At 73.8% G+C, this 17462-nt stretch carries 16 protein-coding genes and 4 pseudogenes; 14 read left to right on the top strand and 6 right to left on the bottom strand.

Annotated features, from left to right (window positions below; translation table 11 throughout):
* The first annotated feature begins 206 nt into the window (after positions 1-206).
* The 6 genes and pseudogenes from U6N30_RS18220 to U6N30_RS18190 all read left to right on the top strand — a co-directional run bounded on the left by U6N30_RS18220 (position 207) and on the right by U6N30_RS18190 (position 4008).
* Complete coding sequence (locus U6N30_RS18220; RefSeq protein ID WP_026855473.1) at positions 207-506, top strand: DUF4193 domain-containing protein; 300 nt, start codon at positions 207-209, stop codon at positions 504-506.
* A gap of 26 nt (positions 507-532) precedes the next feature.
* Positions 533-1477, top strand: a complete 945-nt coding sequence (locus U6N30_RS18215) for a hypothetical protein (protein WP_324273368.1) — start codon at positions 533-535, stop codon at positions 1475-1477.
* A 33-nt stretch (positions 1478-1510) separates the two neighbouring features.
* The gene (dut, locus tag U6N30_RS18210; protein WP_324273367.1) at positions 1511-2038 is read left to right on the top strand and encodes a dUTP diphosphatase; all 528 of its coding nucleotides are present in this window, start codon (positions 1511-1513) and stop codon (positions 2036-2038) included.
* Positions 2039-2125: 87 nt separating this feature from the next.
* Positions 2126-2834 (top strand): annotated as a pseudogene (locus U6N30_RS34130) (DUF3710 domain-containing protein).
* On the top strand, positions 2831-3208 hold the full coding sequence (locus tag U6N30_RS18195) for an OB-fold nucleic acid binding domain-containing protein (RefSeq protein ID WP_324273366.1): 378 nt from the start codon (positions 2831-2833) through the stop codon (positions 3206-3208). Before U6N30_RS34130 ends, U6N30_RS18195 begins: the two are co-directional and overlap by 4 nt.
* A 143-nt stretch (positions 3209-3351) precedes the next feature.
* Positions 3352-4008 (top strand): DUF3159 domain-containing protein, encoded by a 657-nt coding sequence (locus U6N30_RS18190; protein WP_324273365.1) that lies wholly within the window; start codon positions 3352-3354, stop codon positions 4006-4008.
* A 36-nt stretch (positions 4009-4044) separates the two neighbouring features.
* Here U6N30_RS18190 and U6N30_RS35560 read toward each other — a convergent pair.
* From U6N30_RS35560 to U6N30_RS18180, 3 genes and pseudogenes are all read right to left on the bottom strand, one after another.
* Positions 4045-4281 (bottom strand): annotated as a pseudogene (locus tag U6N30_RS35560) (TrkA C-terminal domain-containing protein); the annotation flags it as partial.
* Positions 4282-4367: 86 nt separating this feature from the next.
* Positions 4368-4784, bottom strand: coding sequence for a potassium channel family protein (locus U6N30_RS35555; RefSeq protein ID WP_479690620.1), 417 nt, complete (start codon positions 4782-4784; stop codon positions 4368-4370).
* Positions 4785-4881: 97 nt separating this feature from the next.
* Positions 4882-5436 (bottom strand): annotated as a pseudogene (locus U6N30_RS18180) (potassium channel family protein); the annotation flags it as partial.
* 242 nt (positions 5437-5678) lie between these two features.
* Here U6N30_RS18180 and U6N30_RS18175 point away from each other — a divergent pair.
* The 7 genes from U6N30_RS18175 to dxs all read left to right on the top strand — a co-directional run bounded on the left by U6N30_RS18175 (position 5679) and on the right by dxs (position 12603).
* Positions 5679-7766: an APC family permease gene (locus tag U6N30_RS18175; protein WP_324273364.1), complete on the top strand. Its 2088-nt coding sequence runs from the start codon at positions 5679-5681 to the stop codon at positions 7764-7766.
* Positions 7763-8704, top strand: a complete 942-nt coding sequence (locus tag U6N30_RS18170; RefSeq protein WP_324273363.1) for a class I SAM-dependent RNA methyltransferase — start codon at positions 7763-7765, stop codon at positions 8702-8704. The genes U6N30_RS18175 and U6N30_RS18170 overlap by 4 nt, the downstream gene beginning before the upstream one ends.
* A complete protein-coding gene (locus U6N30_RS18165; protein WP_324273362.1) occupies positions 8671-8961 on the top strand; it encodes a class I SAM-dependent RNA methyltransferase in 291 nt (96 codons plus the stop codon). The genes U6N30_RS18170 and U6N30_RS18165 overlap by 34 nt, the downstream gene beginning before the upstream one ends.
* A gap of 42 nt (positions 8962-9003) precedes the next feature.
* Complete coding sequence (locus U6N30_RS18160) at positions 9004-9447, top strand: hypothetical protein (protein WP_324273361.1); 444 nt, start codon at positions 9004-9006, stop codon at positions 9445-9447.
* Positions 9448-9609: 162 nt separating this feature from the next.
* On the top strand, positions 9610-9840 hold the full coding sequence (locus tag U6N30_RS18155) for a DUF4177 domain-containing protein (protein WP_324273360.1): 231 nt from the start codon (positions 9610-9612) through the stop codon (positions 9838-9840).
* Between the two features lie 141 nt (positions 9841-9981).
* Positions 9982-10290 (top strand): hypothetical protein, encoded by a 309-nt coding sequence (locus tag U6N30_RS18150; protein WP_324273359.1) that lies wholly within the window; start codon positions 9982-9984, stop codon positions 10288-10290.
* 120 nt (positions 10291-10410) lie between these two features.
* Positions 10411-12603 (top strand): 1-deoxy-D-xylulose-5-phosphate synthase, encoded by a 2193-nt coding sequence (dxs, locus tag U6N30_RS18145; protein ID WP_324273358.1) that lies wholly within the window; start codon positions 10411-10413, stop codon positions 12601-12603.
* A gap of 177 nt (positions 12604-12780) precedes the next feature.
* Here dxs and U6N30_RS18140 read toward each other — a convergent pair whose 3' ends face one another.
* The 3 genes from U6N30_RS18140 to U6N30_RS18130 are packed head-to-tail and all read right to left on the bottom strand — an operon-like array spanning position 12781 to position 16147.
* Complete coding sequence (locus tag U6N30_RS18140; RefSeq protein WP_324273357.1) at positions 12781-14667, bottom strand: 3-hydroxyacyl-CoA dehydrogenase NAD-binding domain-containing protein; 1887 nt, start codon at positions 14665-14667, stop codon at positions 12781-12783.
* Positions 14652-14867, bottom strand: coding sequence for a hypothetical protein (locus tag U6N30_RS18135; protein WP_324273356.1), 216 nt, complete (start codon positions 14865-14867; stop codon positions 14652-14654). The genes U6N30_RS18140 and U6N30_RS18135 overlap by 16 nt, the downstream gene beginning before the upstream one ends.
* Positions 14864-16147: a thiolase family protein gene (locus U6N30_RS18130; protein ID WP_324273355.1), complete on the bottom strand. Its 1284-nt coding sequence runs from the start codon at positions 16145-16147 to the stop codon at positions 14864-14866. The genes U6N30_RS18135 and U6N30_RS18130 overlap by 4 nt, the downstream gene beginning before the upstream one ends.
* Here U6N30_RS18130 and U6N30_RS34125 point away from each other — a divergent pair.
* Positions 16089-17398 (top strand): annotated as a pseudogene (locus tag U6N30_RS34125) (sugar ABC transporter substrate-binding protein). The gene U6N30_RS18130 and the pseudogene U6N30_RS34125 sit on opposite strands and share 59 nt — an antisense overlap.
* Positions 17399-17462 lie beyond the last annotated feature (64 nt).

Here is a 17462-nt window from a genome sequence, read left to right as displayed (position 1 = left end):
CCGGACGGGACACCGCTCGCCCCCGCACCGCGGGAGCCGGCACCGGACCCGTCCGGGGCACCATCCGGCACCGGCAGCCCAGAAACGGCTGCCGGTCCACGATCCACCGGTCGCCACCGCGGCCGGCCAGGACGACGGCGCACACCCCGCGTCGTCGTCAGCACGAGCGGGCCGACACCCGCAGGAACCCCAGGGAGGGGCACCCCATGGCCACCGACTACGACGCCCCGCGCCGCAACGAGGCCGACGAGCTGGGTGAGGACTCGCTCGAGGAGCTCAAGGCACGACGGGCCGAGGCGCAGTCCGCGTCGGTCGACGTCGACGAGACCGATTTCAACGAGAACCTGGAGCTCCCGGGCGCCGACCTCTCCGGCGAGGAGCTGACCGTCCGCGTCCTGCCCAAGCAGGAGGACGAGTTCACCTGCTCGCGCTGCTTCCTGGTGCAGCACCGCAGCCGGCTGGCCTCCACCCGCGGCGACCAGCTGTTCTGCCGCGACTGCGCCTGAACGCCCACCCTGCCCCCACGGGGCGGGTGTGCGACAGCACGCTGACGGAGGGGACCGATGACCGGGAGCGACGCCCGGACCGGTGCGCCGCGGGACGTCCCGCCGCCACGCCCGGTGAGGACGCCCGAGCCGGCCCCGGAGGAGCCCGGGCTCGGGCGGGCGGCCCGGCTGGTCGCAGAGGCCGTCGCCGGGCTCGTCGGCCCGGGCACGGCGCGTCCCGACGGGCCGGCCGGGGACCAGCCGCGATCGACCGCCGGCGGGCTCCGGGACGTCGTCGGAGCGGTCGCCGGCGCCGTGGGGGCGGCGTTCGGTCCCGGCCGGGAGACCGGCACGCCGGCGGCCGGCCCCGCCGGTCCCCGGGTCGACCCGTCGGCGGAGACCCGGTCGCCGGGGCGCTCCTCGGCGACCTCCTCTCCGCCGCGGCGCCCCGGCTGCCCGTCCGGGACGCCGCACGGCTCCGCGAGGCGCACCCGGGGGCCTCCGACCGGGAGATCGCCGACGCGCTCGTCGCCCGGGCGGCCCGCCTCACGTCGACGATCGGTGCCGCGACCGGCGGGATCACCGCCGCACACTGGTTCGCGCCGCCGTCGCTGCTCGCGCTGCCCCTGGAGCTCGGGGCCGAGACCGTGCTGGTCGCGGGCGTCGAGGTCGTCCTCATCGGGGAGCTGCACGAGCTGTACGGCCGCCCCGCCCCGGGCGACGCCAGGGCGCGCGCCGCCGCCTACCTGGCGGTCTGGTCGGGGCAGCGGCCCGTCGACGGGGTCGGTACCGCGGGCCTGGGCACGCTCCTGAGCGCGGCCGGGATGCGTGCGCTCCAGCGGCGGGTCACCCGCCGGCTGGCCGGGGCGGTGCCGACCGCTGCGCCGTTCCTGATCGGCGCCGCGATCGCCGGCCGCGGCAACCGCCGGGCCACCGAGAAGCTGGCCGAGCAGGTGCAGGCCGAGCTGCGCGCCACGCGACCGCTGACCTGAACCCCGTGGCCGGGTCCCTTATAGGGTCGCGACGTGCCCGAGCCGACCCCTCCGACGATCGACGTCCCGGTCCGGCTGACCTCCTCGCCGGACCTCGCGCCGCAGTACGCCCTCCCCGGTGACGCGGGTGCGGACCTGTCGGCGGCCGAGGACGTCGAGCTGGCCCCGTTCGAGCGGGCGCTCGTCGGCACGGGGGTCGCCGTCGCCATCCCCGAGGGGTACGCGGGCTTCGTGCATCCACGCTCGGGTCTGGCCCACCGGCTCGGTCTCAGCCTGGTCAACGCGCCGGGCACGATCGACGCCGGCTACCGCGGGGAGATCAAGGTCAACCTGGTCAACCTGGACCCCACGACGCCGATCCGGCTGCGGCGCGGTGACCGCATCGCCCAGCTCGTCGTCCAGCCGGTGGTGCGGGCGCGCTTCCTGCCGGTCGACGAGCTGGCCGCGAGCGAGCGGGGCAGCGGCGGGCACGGTTCCACCGGTGGGCACGCGGCGGCCGGCGGCGCGCTACCAGCAGTGGCCGGCGACGGAGCCGTCGCGACTCAGGAAGGGCGGGGCTGACATGCCGTTCGGACGACGGCGCAACCGGATCGAGCGCAGCCTGCGCGAGCGCGGGGTGCCCCGGAGCCGCAGCACCGCGAGCGCGAGGTGGAGGAGACGAGCGGTCCCTGGGACTCGGCGGACGCCCCCGACGACCGCGTGCCCCGCATCGACCTGGGCTCCATCAGGCTGCCCGGCCTCCCCGGCACCGACCTGCGGGTGGAGCTCAACCAGCAGCAGAAGGTGATCGGCGCGACGCTGCGCTCCGGGGAGTCGTTGCTGCAGGTGTCGGCGTTCGCCGCGCCCCGGGCCGGCGGCATCTGGGAGAGCGTGCGCGAGGACCTGGCGAAGAGCGCCTCCGGGCAGGGGGTCGCTGCGGGAGGTCGAGGGCCCGTTCGGCCCGGAGCTCGTGGGCACCATCGTCACGGTCCCGCCCGCGCAGCCGGGCCAGCAGGCCCCCGCCCAGCCGGTGCGCCGGGCGGCGCGCTTCCTCGGGGTCGACGGCCCGCGCTGGTTCCTCCGCGGACTCATCACGGGGCCCGCCGCGGAGAGCGCGGAGAACGCCGCGGTGCTCGAGTCGGTGTTCCGCGACATCGTCGTCGTCCGGGGACGGAGCCGATGCCCGTCCGCGAGCAGCTGCCGCTGGCGCTGCCGGCCGAGGCGGCCGCTCAGCTCGCCCGGCAGCAGCAGGCGGCGGGCGGGACGCCCGCCGGCCAACCTCCGACGGCACCGCCGCCGGCCGGCTGATCCGCTCGTGGCAGGCCTCGCGGGACGTCGCCGCTGCAGCGCCGGCGTGCGCCGTACGCTTGGTCCGTGACGGAGACCCGATCGCCCGGCTGGCTGTCCCGGACGCTGCAGCGGCTCGCGGCCGACGACCAGGCCATCGATGCGCAGGAGCTGCGGGCCGAGTCGGCCAGCGCCGGCTGCGAGCCCCTGGGGTCCTGCCAGAAGGGCGCCGTCGTCACGGTGACCGGCCGCCTCAAGTCCGTCGTCTACACGCCGCGGGAGACCGTTCCCACGCTGGAGGCGGAGCTGTTCGACGGGTCGGGCTCGGTCACGCTGGTCTGGCTGGGACGGCGGCGGATCCCGGGCATCGAGCCCGGGCGCACGCTCACCGCGCGCGGCCGGTTCGCCGCCTTCGACGGCAGGCGGGTCATCTACAACCCCTGGTACGAGCTGGGCGCCGGCTGACCGGGCCGACGTCGTGGACTTGAGCCCGGGCAGAGATCCCGGCGACAGGCGCACGGGGAGACGGCGATGAGCGCACCAGAGGACCGGGCCGATCCGCCCGCACCCCCGCCGATCCGGCCGAGGACCGGGCGGATGCGCCCCTGGTGTTCGACCGGCACATGGTGCTGGACCAGCTGGGCGGCTGGCGGGGCATGGTCGACGCCACCCTCCCGACGATCGCCTTCATCGTCGCCAACTCCCTCGACGGCCTAAGGACGGGGATCTGGGCGGCGCTCGGCGCGGCGCTGCTGGTGTTCCTCCTCCGGCTGCTGCGCCGCGAGAGCGTGCAGCAGGCGATCAGCGGGCTCTTCGCCGTCGGCATCGCGGTCGCCATCGCCGCGTTCACCGGGCAGGCCCGTGACTTCTACGTCCCCGGCATCATCCGCAACGCCGGCCTCGCCGTGGTCCTGCTGGGCTCGGTCGTCATCCGCCGTCCGCTGGTCGGCGTGATCGCGGAGTTCCTCGCCCCGAGCCACCTCGGCGCCATGGCCTCGCACCGGCACCCGGTGCCCGGCTTCCGCGGCCGGGTGGGCCGCGCCCGTGCCGTCCTCGACCCGACCGAGCGCGACCCGGAGACCGGCCGCGCCAGGCCGGACCCGGCGCCCGAGCAGCCCTGGCGCGAGGACCCGCGGCTGCTCCGGGCCTACGGCTGGCTGACGGTGCTCTGGGCCGTGGTGTTCCTCGTCCGGGCCGCGGTGCAGGGCTACCTGTACCTGGGCAGCGAGAACACCGACGCCACCGACCTCGGTGTGGTCTCCTGATCCTCGGCCTGCCGGTGACCGCGGCCGAGGTCGTCGTCACCCTGTGGGTGGTGTCCCGCCTGCACCGCCACCGCAGCGCGGACGCCGGTGGTCCCGCGGCCTAGCGGGGCCGGCTCCGGTGTCAGGGGCCAGCACGGCCTTGAGCTGGTCCTCGACCTCCGCGTGGGTGACGAACAGCAGCTCGTCCCCGGCCTCCAGCGGCTCGTCGGGGGACGGCGTGATCACCCGTTCGCCGCGCAGGATCGCGGTCAGCACGGTCTCCCGCGGGAGCGGGACGTCGCGCAGCGGCTTGCCCACCCACGGGGTGTCCTCGGCCAGCGTGATCTCGACCAGGTTGGCCGCGCCCTTGCGGAAGCTCATCAGCCGGACGACGTCGCCGACGGTGACCGCCTCCTCGACGAGAGCCGCGAGCACGCGCGGGGTGGAGACCGCGACGTCGACGCCCCAGGCCTCGGTGTAGAGCCACTCGTTGCGGGGTCCTTCACCCGCGCGACGACGCGGTTCACCGCGAACTCGGTCTTCGCCAGCAGCGACACGACCAGGTTGGCCTTGTCGTCGCCGGTCGCGGCGACGACGACGTCGCAGGTGGCCAGCTGCGCCTCCTCCAGGGAGGAGACCTCGCACGCGTCGGCCTGCACCCACTCCGCGCCCGGGACCGAGCGGGTGCGCACCTTGCGCCCGTCCTTCTCGATGAGCATGACGGTGTGCCCGTTGCCGAGCAGCTCCCCGGCGATCGACCGGCCGACGGCGCCGGCGCCCACGATGGCGACCCGCATCAGTGCTGCCCACCCTCGGGGCCCGCTCGACGACCTCGTGCACCCGGGCGGTGAGGTCGTCGGTGACGGCGACGACGAGCTGGTCGCCGTCCTGCAGGACCGTGCCGTACGTGGGCAGCTGGGCCTCGCCGAAGCGCACGAGCCAGGCGGCCCGGGCGCCCGAGGCGGCCTCGAGGTCGGCGAGCTTCCGGCCGACCCAGCCCTCGGTGACGGTGATCCGCATCAGCGAGATGTTGCCGGTGGGCTCGCGCCAGAGCTCGCTCACCTTGACCGAGAGCAGTTCCCGCAGCAGGCGGTTCACCGTCCACGGGACGGTCGCCACGCTGGGGATGCCCATCCGCTCGTAGACCTCGGCCCGCTTGGAGTCGTAGATCCGGGCGACGACGTGCTGGACGCCGAAGGTCTCGCGGGCCACGCGCGCGCTGATGATGTTGGAGTTGTCGCCGCTGCTGACCGCGGCGAAGGCGCCGGCGGAGTCCACCCCGGCGTCCAGCAGCGTCTGCCGGTCGAAGCCGAGGCCGGTGACCTGCCGGCCGGCGAACTCCGGCCCGAGACGCCGGAACGCGGCCGGGTCCTGGTCGATCACGGCGACGCTGTGCCCGACCTCCTCGAGGCGGCGGGCGATGGCGGAGCCGACGCGTCCGCAGCCCATCACGACCACGTGCACGAAGTACTCCCGCGATGCTCGTCGCGCGGGCGCCGTCCGCCGCGCGTACCGGGCGCGAAGCTACACCCGCCGGGGGCCCGGACGGGGCTGCGAGGGGCGACATCCCCTCCTGGGCGGGGCGCGCCCCGTGCGGGCGGCATCCGGTGCCGCGCGTCCGTACCATCGCCGCCGTGCCACGCCTGTCCGACCTCGGACACCTCCCGAAACGGCTCGTCCTCGGACGGGCCGTGCGCAGCGACCGCCTGGGCGAGTCGCTGCTGCCCAAGCGCTACGCGCTGCCCATCTTCGCCAGCGACCCGCTCTCCTCCGTGGCCTACGCCACGCAGGAGATCCTCATCGTCCTGACGCTCGCCGGCACCGCGTTCCTGTACCTCGCGCCGTGGCTGGCCGCGGCCGTGGTCGTGCTCCTGGTCACGGTGGTGCTCAGCTACCGCCAGGTGGTCCGCGCCTACCCCTCCGGTGGGGGCGACTACGAGGTGGCGATGAAGAACCACGGGCCCGCTGCGGGGCTCGTGGTGGGCAGCGCCCTGCTGGTCGACTACGTGCTGACCGTCGCGGTGTCGGTGTCGGCGGGCACCGACAACATCATCTCGGCGTTCCCGTCGCTCAACGACGACCGCGTGCTGATCGCGGTCGTGCTGGTCGCGGTGCTCGCCGCCGCGAACCTGCGCGGGCTCCGCGAGTCCGGTCGGGCCTTCGCGCTGCCGACCTACCTGTTCGTCTCGGGCATCCTCGTCATGCTCGTCACCGGTTTCATCCGGTACTTCTTCACCCCCGGCGGGCTGGTGGCCGAGAGCTCCGGCTACTCGATCACCCCCGAGCCGGGGTACTCCGACCTGGCCGGTCTGGCGCTGGTGCTCCTCGCCCTGCGGGCCTTCGCCTCCGGGTGCACCGCCCTGACCGGGGTCGAGGCGATCGCCAACGGCGTGCCGGCGTTCCGGCCGCCGAAGGGCAGGAACGCCGCCACCACCCTCGCCCTCATGGGTGGCATCGCCGCGACGATGTTCGCCGGGGTCACGGCCCTGGCCCTGCTGGCCGACGTCAAGTACACCGAGTTCACCTGCGATCTCGTCGGCTTCGCCGGCGACTGCGAGACCGACCCCCAGCGCACCGTCATCGCCCAGCTCGCGGCGGCCGTGTTCGGCGGCGACGGGTCGCTCGGGTTCTACGTCATCCAGACGGCGACGGCGCTGATCCTGATCCTCGCGGCCAACACCGCCTTCAACGGCTTCCCGCTGCTGGGCTCGGTCCTGGCCCAGGACCGGTTCATGCCCCGGCAGCTGCACACCCGCGGTGACAAGCTGGCCTACAGCAACGGCATCCTGCTGCTGGCCGGGTTTGCGGTGCTGCTGATAGTCGCCTTCGACGCCTCGGTCAGCCGCCTCATCCAGCTCTACATCATCGGGGTCTTCACCAGCTTCACCATCGGTCAGTGGGGGATGGTCCGGCACTGGAACCGGGAGCTGGGGCTGACCGGGGACGGGCAGGACCGACGGCGGATGCGCCGGTCGCAGGCGATCAACTTCGTCGGCGGGACCCTGACGTCGGTGGTCCTGGTGATCATCGTCGTCACGAAGTTCACCCACGGCGCCTGGCTGGTGCTGGTGTCCATGCCGGTGCTCATCGTGCTGATGAAGGCCATCAGCAAGCACTACTCGCACGTGGCGCAGCAGTTGGTGCCCGACACCGACTCGCGCACCCTGCCGAGCAAGGTGCACGCCGTCGTCCTGGTGTCGAAGGTGCACAAGCCGACGCTGCGGGCGCTGGCGTTCGCCCGGGCCACCAGGCCGGACCAGCTGACCGCGCTGACGGTCAACGTGGACGACGAGGACACCCGCGCGCTCCAGGCGGACTGGGAGCGCTACGACATCCCCTGCGCGCTCACCGTGGTGGAGTCGCCGTACCGCGAAATCACCCGGCCGGTGCTCGACTACGTCACGGCCATCCGGCGGGAGAGCCCGCGCGAGCTGGTGGTCGTGTTCGTGCCCCAGTACGTCGTCGGCCACTGGTGGGAGAACGTGCTGCACAACCAGAGCGCCCTGCGGCTGCGGGCCCGCCTGCAGTTCCAGCCGGGCGTCATGATCACCACCGTCCCCTGGCAGCTGGAGAGCTCCGTCGGCCGCGACGACGGCGACGCGCAGGGGCTCGGCCCCGCGCCCGGTGACCTCCGCAGGGGCCTGACCGACGACGAGGTCGAGAGCACCCCTATGGCTGAGGGCCCCGCCGACCGCCGGCGCCGCCCGGATCGGGCCCGCGCCCCCGGTCGGCCGCGGCCGACCGGGGGCTGGGGTGGACCGGCACCGAGTTCGAGGTGACCGTGGGCCCGGTCGCGCACGGCGGGCACTGCGTGGCCCGGCACGAGGGACGGGTCGTCTTCGTGCGGCACGGCCTCCCGGGCGAGCGCGTGGTCGCCCGGGTGACGGAGGACCGCCATCCGGGCTTCTGCCGGGCCGACGCCGTGGCGGTGCTCGAGGCCTCGCCCGTCCGCGTGGAGCGGCCGTGCCCCTACAGCGGCCCCGGGCGGTGCGGCGGCTGCGACTGGCAGCACGTCGACCCGGCCGCGCAGCGGGACCTCAAGGCGGCCGTCGTCCGGGAGCAGCTGTCCCGCCTGGCCGGTCTCGACGTCGATGTGACGGTTGAGGAGCTGTCCGGCGGGCCGCTGCGCTGGCGGTCCCGCGCCCGCTTCGCCGTCGACCGGTCTGGTGCACCGGGGCTGCGGCGGCACCGGTCGCACGACGTCGTCGGCCTGGACGACTGCCCGATCACCGTCGAGCCGGCGGCGGCCGCGGTGCTGCACCGCCGGTGGCCCGGCGCCGGTGCCGTCGACGTCTCGGTCGACTCCACGGGGGCGGTGACCACCTCGCGGCTGGACCGGCGGGGCGTGCCCACCTCGAGCCGTGTGGTCCGGCCCGGTGGCGACCTGCCGGAGGAACCCGGAGAGCGCGCGGAGCGGCGGGCCGGGGGCCGCGACTGGGAGGTCGAGGGCACCGGCTTCTGGCAGGTGCACCCGGCCGCCGCCGACGCGCTGGTCGCGGCAGTGACCGGCTTCGCCGACGTGCGTCCGGGGAGACGGTGCTCGACCTCTACGCCGGGGCCGGACTGTTCGGCGGTGCCCTCGCTCCGGCGGTGGGCGAGTCCGGCCGGGTCGTGTGCGTGGAGTCCGATCCCGGGGCGTGTGCCGCGGCCGACGCCAACCTCGCCGGGCTGCCGCAGGCCGAGGTGTGGCAGGGCGACGTCGACGCCGAGGGCCTGACCGGGTTGCTCGAGGAGCTGGGCGTCCCCGACGTCGTCGTCCTGGACCCGCCGCGGGCCGGGGCCGGGCCGGCGGTCAGCCGGCTGCTGGCCGGCACGGGCGCGCGTGCGGTGGTCTACGTGGCCTGCGATCCGGCGGCCCTGGCCCGGGACGTCGCAGCGTTCGGGGAGGCGGGGTACCGGCTCGGGGCCATCCGCGGCTTCGACGCCTTCCCCATGACGCATCACGTCGAGTGCGTGGCCCTGCTCGTCCCCTGACGTTTGATGTGACGCGGTGCACACACGTCGTACCCTCGCTGCATGTCCCGGACCGGCGCGATCCTGGGTGCTGCCGCGATCCTCGCGCTCGGCGGCTACGCCGCCCTGCCCGACGAGGGGCCGGAGTACCTCGGTGACTTCCCTCCTCGCTCGAGCAGCAGGCGGCGGAGGGGCCGCCCGCGCCGCGCTCGGACCCCGGCCCCGCAGCCGGTGGCCCGCCGCCCCTTGTGCGGGGACCCTCAGCGGTGGTCCCCGAGGCTCCGTCGGGTGGCGGCGGAGCGCCCGGCGAGCGCGTGCCGGATCCCGCCGTCGACACCTCCCGGGACGTCGAGGCCGGCTCGACGCCGGGGGACGACACCGTGCAGCCCGCCCAGCCAGGCCTTCCTCAGGTGTTCGCGAGCGTCATCGACACGCTGGAGGAGGTCACCGACTGCGTGGTCGACGGTCTCCTCACCCTGCCCGACGGCGGCCTGCTCGACTGCGTGACCGGCCTGCCGCTGCCGCTCGAGCTGCCGGTCGACCCTCCGATCGGCCCGGCGGACCCCTGGACCCGCTCGAGCCGATCCTGGGCACCGGCACCCCCTGAGAGCGCCGGTGCGCGGCTGAGCAGGAGACGGCGCCTCCCGCGCCACCGGCTAACGTCTGCGTGTGGCCACGTGGGAATACGCCTCCGTCATCACCGCCAACGACGCCGAGTCCGAGCGTGCCGGTGTCAGCATCAAGCTCCCCGGCGGACAGTCCGAACGCCAGCAGGGTGACACCAGCTCCGTCCTCAACCGCCTCGGCGCCGAGGGCTGGGAACTGGTGAGCTACCACTCCAGTGGCGCGGGCAGCTGGGGCTTCGAGCAGTTCTGGCTCAAGCGGCAGTCCGGCGCCTGAGCCGGGAGCCGCCTGCTCCGACGAGTCGGATCGAACCAATGTTCGATCGATGCGGCAGAATGCGTGTGTGGACGACACCGTGCCCCCGGGCTGGCCCGAAGAGGTGCGCCCGCCGGGCGCCCCGACTGGGAGCGCACGGCGGTGGCGTGGCTGTACGACCTGGTGCCGCCGGACTACCGGGCGCACGAGGTGCTGCGGCGCTACCCGGTGCTGCTCGCCCGGTTCGCCGCCGACCACGTCGCCGCGGGCCTCGAGGCGGCCCGCCGGGGCTGGCGCACCGTGCGGGTGGAACTGGCCGACCAGTTGCCGGCCGACGCGATCGAGGCGGCGATGACCGCCTACGAGCGCGAGGGGGCCCGGCTGGCGGCCGCGGCCCGCGGTGTCGAGGGGTGGCCGGGGCGTTGCGGGGCGAACGCTGGGTACCGCGCCTGTAGGACCGCGCCCGTGTGAGGTGCATCCGGCGGCTTCGCTCGACCGGAAGTTCAAGGGAAAGCGCGGTTACAGTTGACCGGCGGCCTGCTCCTTCTTCGCCGACCCAGCTGCCGCCGACCGAGAGGACACCGTCGAGCCGTGCCGCTCCTGCGATCGCTCCAGGGCCCCGAGGATCTGCGCGCCCTGCCGTCCGAAGCGCTGCCGACCCTGGCGGCCGAGATCCGCGACGCCCTGGTCTCCAGCGTCGCCAAGACCGGCGGGCACCTCGGCCCCAACCTGGGGTGCGTCGAGCTGACGATCGCGCTGCACCGGGTGTTCGACTCCCCGCGCGAGCCGATCGTCTTCGACACCGGTCACCAGGCGTACGTGCACAAGATGCTCACCGGCCGGGTCGAGGGCTTCGAGCGGCTGCGCCAGCGTGGCGGGCTGTCGGGGTACCCGAGCCGGAGCGAGAGCGAGCACGACTGGGTCGAGAACAGCCACGCGTCGACGTCGCTGTCCTACGCCGACGGGCTGGCCAAGGCCTTCGCCGTCCGCGGTGACACGCGCCCCGTCGTCGCCGTCATCGGCGACGGCGCACTGACCGGCGGCATGGCCTGGGAGGCGCTGAACAACATCGCGGCGGCTCAGGACCGACCCGTCGTCATCGTGGTGAACGACAACGGCCGCTCCTACTCGCCGACGATCGGCGGGGTCGCCGACGCGCTGGCCACCCTCCGGCTGCGCCCCGGCTACGAGAACGCCTTGCTCCAGGTGCGCCAGGCGCTGCACCGCGCGCCCGTGGTCGGCTCCGCGCTGTACGACGCGCTGCACGCCATCAAGAAGGGCCTCAAGGACGTCCTGTCACCCCAGGGCATGTTCGAGGACCTGGGCATGAAGTACGTCGGCCCCGTCGACGGCCACGACATCGAGGTCATGGAGTCCGCGCTGCGCCGCGCCCGCTCGTTCGGCGGGCCGGTCATCGTGCACGCCGTCACCACCAAGGGGTTCGGGTACGCGCCCGCCGAGACCGACCAGATCGACGCCTGGCACGCGACAGGGGTCTTCGACCCGGACAGCGGGGCGAGCACCGTGGCCGCCCGTGACTGGACGACGGCCTTCTCCGACGAGCTGGTGCGCATCGGCGCCGAGCGGTCCGACGTCGTGGCGATCACCGCGGCGATGCTGCACCCGACCGGGCTGGCCGCCTTCGCCGAGCGCTTCCCCGAGCGGACGTTCGACGTGGGTATCGCCGAGCAGCACGCGCTCACCTCCGCCGCGGGTCTGGCGATGGGCGGGCTGCACCCCGTCGTCGCCGTCTACTCGACGTTCCTCAACCGCGCCTTCGACCAGTTGCTGATGGACGTGGCGCTGCACGGGCAGCCGGTGACCGTCGTCCTCGACCGGGCCGGCGTCACCGGCACCGACGGCGCCTCGCACAACGGCATGTGGGACATGTCGATCCTCTCGGTGGTCCCGGGCATGCGGCTCGCGGCGCCCCGCGACGAGTCGACCCTGCGGGAGGCGCTGCGCGAATCGGTCGCCGTCACTGACGGCCCGACGGTCGTGCGGTTCCCCAAGGGTCCGCCGCCGGTCGACATCCCCGCCCTGGAGCGGTTCGGGCCCGCGGACGTCCTGCGCCGGGGCGATCGCCCGGACGTGCTGCTCGTTGCCGTCGGGTCGATGGTGCCGATGTGCCTGGCCGTGGCCGAGCGGGCCGCCGACCAGGGCATCGAGGTGACCGTGGTCGACCCGCGCTGGGTGCTGCCGGTGGCGCCGGAGCTCGTGAACCTGGCCGCCGGTCACCGGCTCGTCGTGACCGTCGAGGACGGCGGACGGGCCGGGGAGCGGGCACGACCTCACCCAGGCGCTGCAGGACCGCGAGTGCGACGTGCCGGTGCGCGCCGTCGGCCTGCCGCAGCAGTTCTTCGACCACGGCAGCCGCGGCCAGGTGCTGGCCGACGCCGGCCTGACCGAGCAGGACGTCGCCCGCCGCATCGCCGAGTGGGCCGCGACGCTGGGCGAACGCGCCGACGACCACGTCGCCGAAACCGTGGACGAGGTGCAGCGGTGATGATCGCGGAGATCCAGGTGGCGCCGTCGCCGCCCGGCACCCCGGGCGACCCGCACGCCTACGTGGAGGCGGCCATCGCCGTCATCCAGGCCGCCGGCCTCCGTTACGAGGTGGGTGCGCTCGGGACGACCGTCGAGGGCGAGGACGACGTCGTGTGGGCGACCCTGCGGTCGGCGCACGAGGCGATGCTCGCGGCCGGTGCGCCCGCCGGGCTGTCGCACATCAAGGTCGCCTCGGTGAACCGCACGATGGACAGCCTCACCGCCAAGTTCCGCTGAGCCGGGCGGGTGCATTCGTCCGCGCCGTGCGGCAGGGAGGTGCGCCGTCTACCGCGCACCTCGCTGCGATACCGCGAACCCGAGCAAGGCCCGGGCGTCGGTCGACGGGCGACGTCCCGTCCCACGACGACGGCCCGGCTCCTCGACGCTGAGGGGCCGGGCCGTCGGGCTCTGGGGCTAGGCCGGCAGCGACGCCACGCCGCGCGGCAGGAACCGCTCGCCGGTGACACGCTCGGAGACGCCGGCCCGGTCCAGGTAGGCGGAGATGCCGCCCAGCCAGAACGGCCACCCGGCGCCGAGCAGCATGCACAGGTCGATGTCCTGCACCGCCTGCACGACGCCCTCGTCCAGCATCAGCCGGATCTCCTGGGCCAGTGCCTCGACCGCCCGCTCGCGCACCTCGTCCTCGGTGAGCGGGGAGTCGCCGGCGTCGATGCCCGCGAGGTCGGGATCCACGACGCCCGGCTCGCTGTACACCGACGACGTGCCGAGCTCGACCATCTTCCTGAGCCCCTCGCCCACGGAGAAGCGGTCGGGGAAGGCCTCGTGCATGCGCTCGGCCACGTGCAGCGCCACCGGCGGGCCGACGAGCGTGAGCAGCTCGAACGGCGTCATCGGCAGGCCCAGCGGGTCGAGCGCGCGGTCGGCGACCGCCACCGGGGTGCCCTGCTCCACCGACGCGGTGACCTCGCCGAGGAAGCGGGTGAGCAGCCGGTTGACCACGAACGCCGGGGCGTCGGCGACCAGCACGCACGACTTCTTCAGCGACTTCCCGACGGCGAAGGCGGTGGCCAGCGTCGCGTCGTCGGTCTGCTCGGCGCGGACCACCTCCAGCAGCGGGAGCACCGCGACCGGGTTGAAGAAGTGCAGGCCGACGACCCGCTCCGGATGCTCGAGCTTGGACGCCATCTCGGTCACCGACAGCGCGGAGGTGTTGGTGGCCAGCACGCACTCGGGCGACACGATCGCCTCGACCTCGGCGAACACCTGCTGCTTGACCGACATCTCCTCGAACACGGCCTCGATGACGAGGTCGGCGTCGGCGAAGACGTCCTTGGACAGCGAGCCGGTGACCAGGCCCTTGAGCTGGTTGAGCTTGTCCTGGTTCAGCCGGCCGCGCAGGGCCAGCTTGTCCAGCTCGCCGTGCACGTACGCCACGCCCTTGTCCACGCGGGCCTGGTCGATGTCGGTCAGCACGACCGGCACCTTCAGCTGCCGGACGAACAGCATCGCCAGCTGCGAGGCCATGAGGCCCGCACCCACGACGCCGACCTTCGTGACCTTTCGGGCCAGCTTGCGGTCCGGCGCGCCGGCCGGCCGCTTGGCCCGCTTGTTCACCAGGTCGAACGAGTAGAGCGAGGCCCGCAGCGGGTCGCTCGTGAGCAGCTCGGTGAGCGCGTCGTCCTCTGCCGCGGTGCCGGCGGTGAACGCGTCGCCGTCCACCCCGTTCCGGGCGAGGTCGAGGAGCTCCACGGCCCGGACAGCGCCCGGCGAGGCGTTGCGGGTGCGCGCGGCGACGACCTGGCGGGCGCGGCCGATCGCGTCGTCCCACGCCGACCGGTCCACCTCCGGGCGGTCCACGGCGACGGAGCCGTCGAGCACGCCGACGGCCCACTCGAGTGAGCGCTCCAGGAAGTCCGCGGGCTCCAGGACGGCGTCGGCGATGCCCAGCGTCGCGGCCTTCGGTGCCGGGGTCATCGTGTTCTGCGCCAGCGCGTTCTCGACGACCACCGTGACGGCGGGGTCGATGCCGATCAGGTTCGGCAGCAGCTGGGTGCCGCCCCAGCCGGGCAGCAGCCCCAGGAAGACCTCGGGGAACGCGACCATCGCCGTCGACGCGATCGTCCGGTACTCGCAGTGCAGCGCCAGCTCCAGGCCGCCGCCGAGCGCGACCCCGTTGACGAACGCGAACGTCGGGACCGGGGCGTCCTTCAGCCGGCGGAACACCCGGTGGCCGGTCTCCGCGATCTCCCGCGCCATGGCGGCGTCGGTCACCGACGGCACGCCGGAGAGGTCGGCGCCGACCGCGAAGATGAACGGCTTGCCGGTCACGCCGACCGCCACGGGCGCGGGGAGTGGGCCGCGATCTCGTCCAGCGCGGCGTCCAGCGAGGCCAGGCCACCCGGGCCGAAGGTCGACGGGCGGGTGTGGTCGTGCCCGTTGTCGAGGGTGATCAGGGCGAACTCGCCGGAGAGCCCCGGCAGGGTCAGGTAGCGGACCTTGGCGGCCGTCACGACCTCGTTCTCGAACACAGCCGTGGTCACTTGGCGGCACCTTCCCAGTTCGGGTTCTCCCAGATCACGGTGGCGCCCATGCCCAGGCCCACGCACATGGCGGTGAGGCCGTAGCGGACGTCGGGCCGCTCGGCGAACTGCCGTGACAGCTGGGTCATCAGGCGGACGCCGGAGGAGGCCAGCGGGTGGCCGACGGCGATGGCGCCGCCCCACGGGTTGACCCGCTCGTCGTCGTCGGCGATGCCGAAGTGGTCGAGGAAGGCGAGCACCTGGACGGCGAAGGCCTCGTTGAGCTCGAACAGGCCGATGTCGTCGATGGTCAGGCCGGTGCGCTGCAGCGCACGTTCGGTGGAGGGCACCGGGCCGATGCCCATCACCTCGGGTTCGACGCCGACGAAGCCGTAGCCCACCAGGCGCATGCCGACGTTCAGGCCGAGTTCCTCGGCGACATCCTCGGCGGCCAGCAGGCAGCCGGTCGCACCGTCGTTGAGCCCGGCCGCGTTGCCGGCGGTCACGTGCCCGTGCGGGCGGAACGGCGTCTTGAGCGTGCCCAGGCCCTCGAGGGTCGTCTGCGGCCTCGGCGGCTCGTCGACGGTGGCGACGCCCCAGCCGTGCTCGGCGGAGCGGGTGGCCACGGTCACCAGCTCCGGGCCGATCTGGCCGTTGGCGACGGCCTTGGCGTACTTCTGCTGGCTGGCGAGCGCGAACGCGTCGGCGCGCTCCTTGGTCAGGTGCGGGAAGCGGTCGTGCAGGTTCTCGGCGGTCGAGCCCATGACGAGCGCGGAGGGGTCGACCAGCTTCTCGCTGATGATCCGCGGGTTGGGGTCGACGCCCTCGCCCATGGGGTGGTTGCCCATGTGCTCGACGCCGCCGGCGATGGCGACGTCGTAGGCGCCGAAGGCGATGCCGCTGGCGGTGGTGGTCACGGCGGTCATGGCGCCGGCGCACATGCGGTCGATCGAGTAGCCGGGGACGGACTTCGGCAGCCCGGCCAGCAGCGCGGCGGTCCGGCCGAGGGTCAGGCCCTGGTCGCCGATCTGGGTCGTGGCGGCGATGGCCACCTCGTCCACGCGGTCGGCCGGCAGCGCCGGGTTGCGGCGCATGAGCTCGCGGATGACCCGGACGACGAGGTCGTCGGCGCGGGTCTCGGCGTAGATGCCCGCAGGTCCCGCCTTGCCGAAGGGGTGCGCACGCCGTCGACGAAGACGACAGCTCGTCCTCCATGGCGCAGCGAGCGTGGCCGTTCTCCTGATGTCACAGGACCTCCGCAGCAGTTCGGTTCCGGCCCGGGCGCGGGCTCGCCCGTTCAAGTTACCCGCCGGTAACCGGCGGGCAAAGCCGGACGGCCTCCCTGCGGGTCACCGTGTCGGTCACGGTCCGGCAACGGTGCTCTCCTGTGCTTGCGGTCACAGTCAGGACCTGGACAGGATGATCCGGCCGAATTCCGATGCATCCCCAACAAAAGGTAGGTCTGCCCTCATGGCGCGACGGAGCACCCTGACGACGGCGATCTCGGTTGCCGTCGTCCTCGGACTGACGGCTTGCGGCGGCGACGACGGCGACAGCGGCGGCGGTGGTGGTGGGGACGCGGCCGGCAAGGTCGGCGTCATCCTGCCCGACACGGCGTCCTCGGCCCGCTGGGAGACCGCGGACCGGCCGCTGCTCGAGGAGGCCTTCGAGGAGGCCGGCGTCGAGTACGACATCCAGAACGCCCAGGGCGACGCCCAGCGGATGGCCACCATCGCCGAGCAGATGATCACCGGCGGCGTCACGGTCCTGGCGATCACCAACCTGGACTCCGCGTCCGGTGCGGCGATCCAGCGCCAGGCCGAGCAGCAGGGCGTGCAGACGATCGACTACGACCGCCTGACCCTCGGCGGCGAGTCCGACTACTACGTGTCCTTCGACAACACCGAGGTGGGTCGCCTGCAGGGGAGGGGCTCGCCCAGTGCCTCGGTGACGTGGAGGCCAGCATCGCGTTCCTCAACGGCTCGCCGGACGACAACAACGCGACGCTGTTCTCCGAGGGCGCGCACGAGGTCCTCGACCCGATGGACAACTACACGCAGGTCGCCGAGCAGGCCGTGCCCGAGTGGGACAACCAGCAGGCCGCCACGATCTTCGAGCAGATGTACACCCAGGCCGGTGGCGACATCCAGGGCGTGCTGGCGGCGAACGACGGGCTGGCCAACGCGGTCATCTCCATCCTGGGCCGCAACAACGTCGCGGGAACCGTGCCGGTCACCGGGCAGGACGCCACCGCGGAGGGCCTGCAGAACATCCTCGCCGGGCGCCAGTGCATGACGGTCTACAAGCCGATCCAGGATGAGGCCCAGGCGCTCGCCGACCTGGCCGTGGCGCTCGTCAACGGTGAGACCCCGGAGGTCGACGGCGAGGTCGAGGACACCGAGGCCGACCGCATGGTGCCGGCGGTCCTCCTGGACCCCGTCTCGATCTTCCGGGAGAACGTGAGCCAGGTCATCGAAGACGGTTACCAGACCGCTGAGGACGTGTGCACCGGCGAGTACGCGGCCGCCTGCACCGAGCTCGGCATCCAGTAACCCGCTCGCCCGGTCGGGGCGCCCTCGATCGAGGGCGCCCCGACCGGCCCGTCCAGGCAGGAAG

Origin of the sequence: Blastococcus brunescens (genome assembly GCF_035320885.1) — a bacterium.
In the GTDB taxonomy this organism is placed as follows: Bacteria; Actinomycetota; Actinomycetes; order Mycobacteriales; family Geodermatophilaceae; genus Blastococcus_B; species Blastococcus_B brunescens.
The sequence above is the reverse complement of the archived record's forward strand: the minus strand, read 5'-3'. Positions and strand labels throughout refer to the sequence as shown.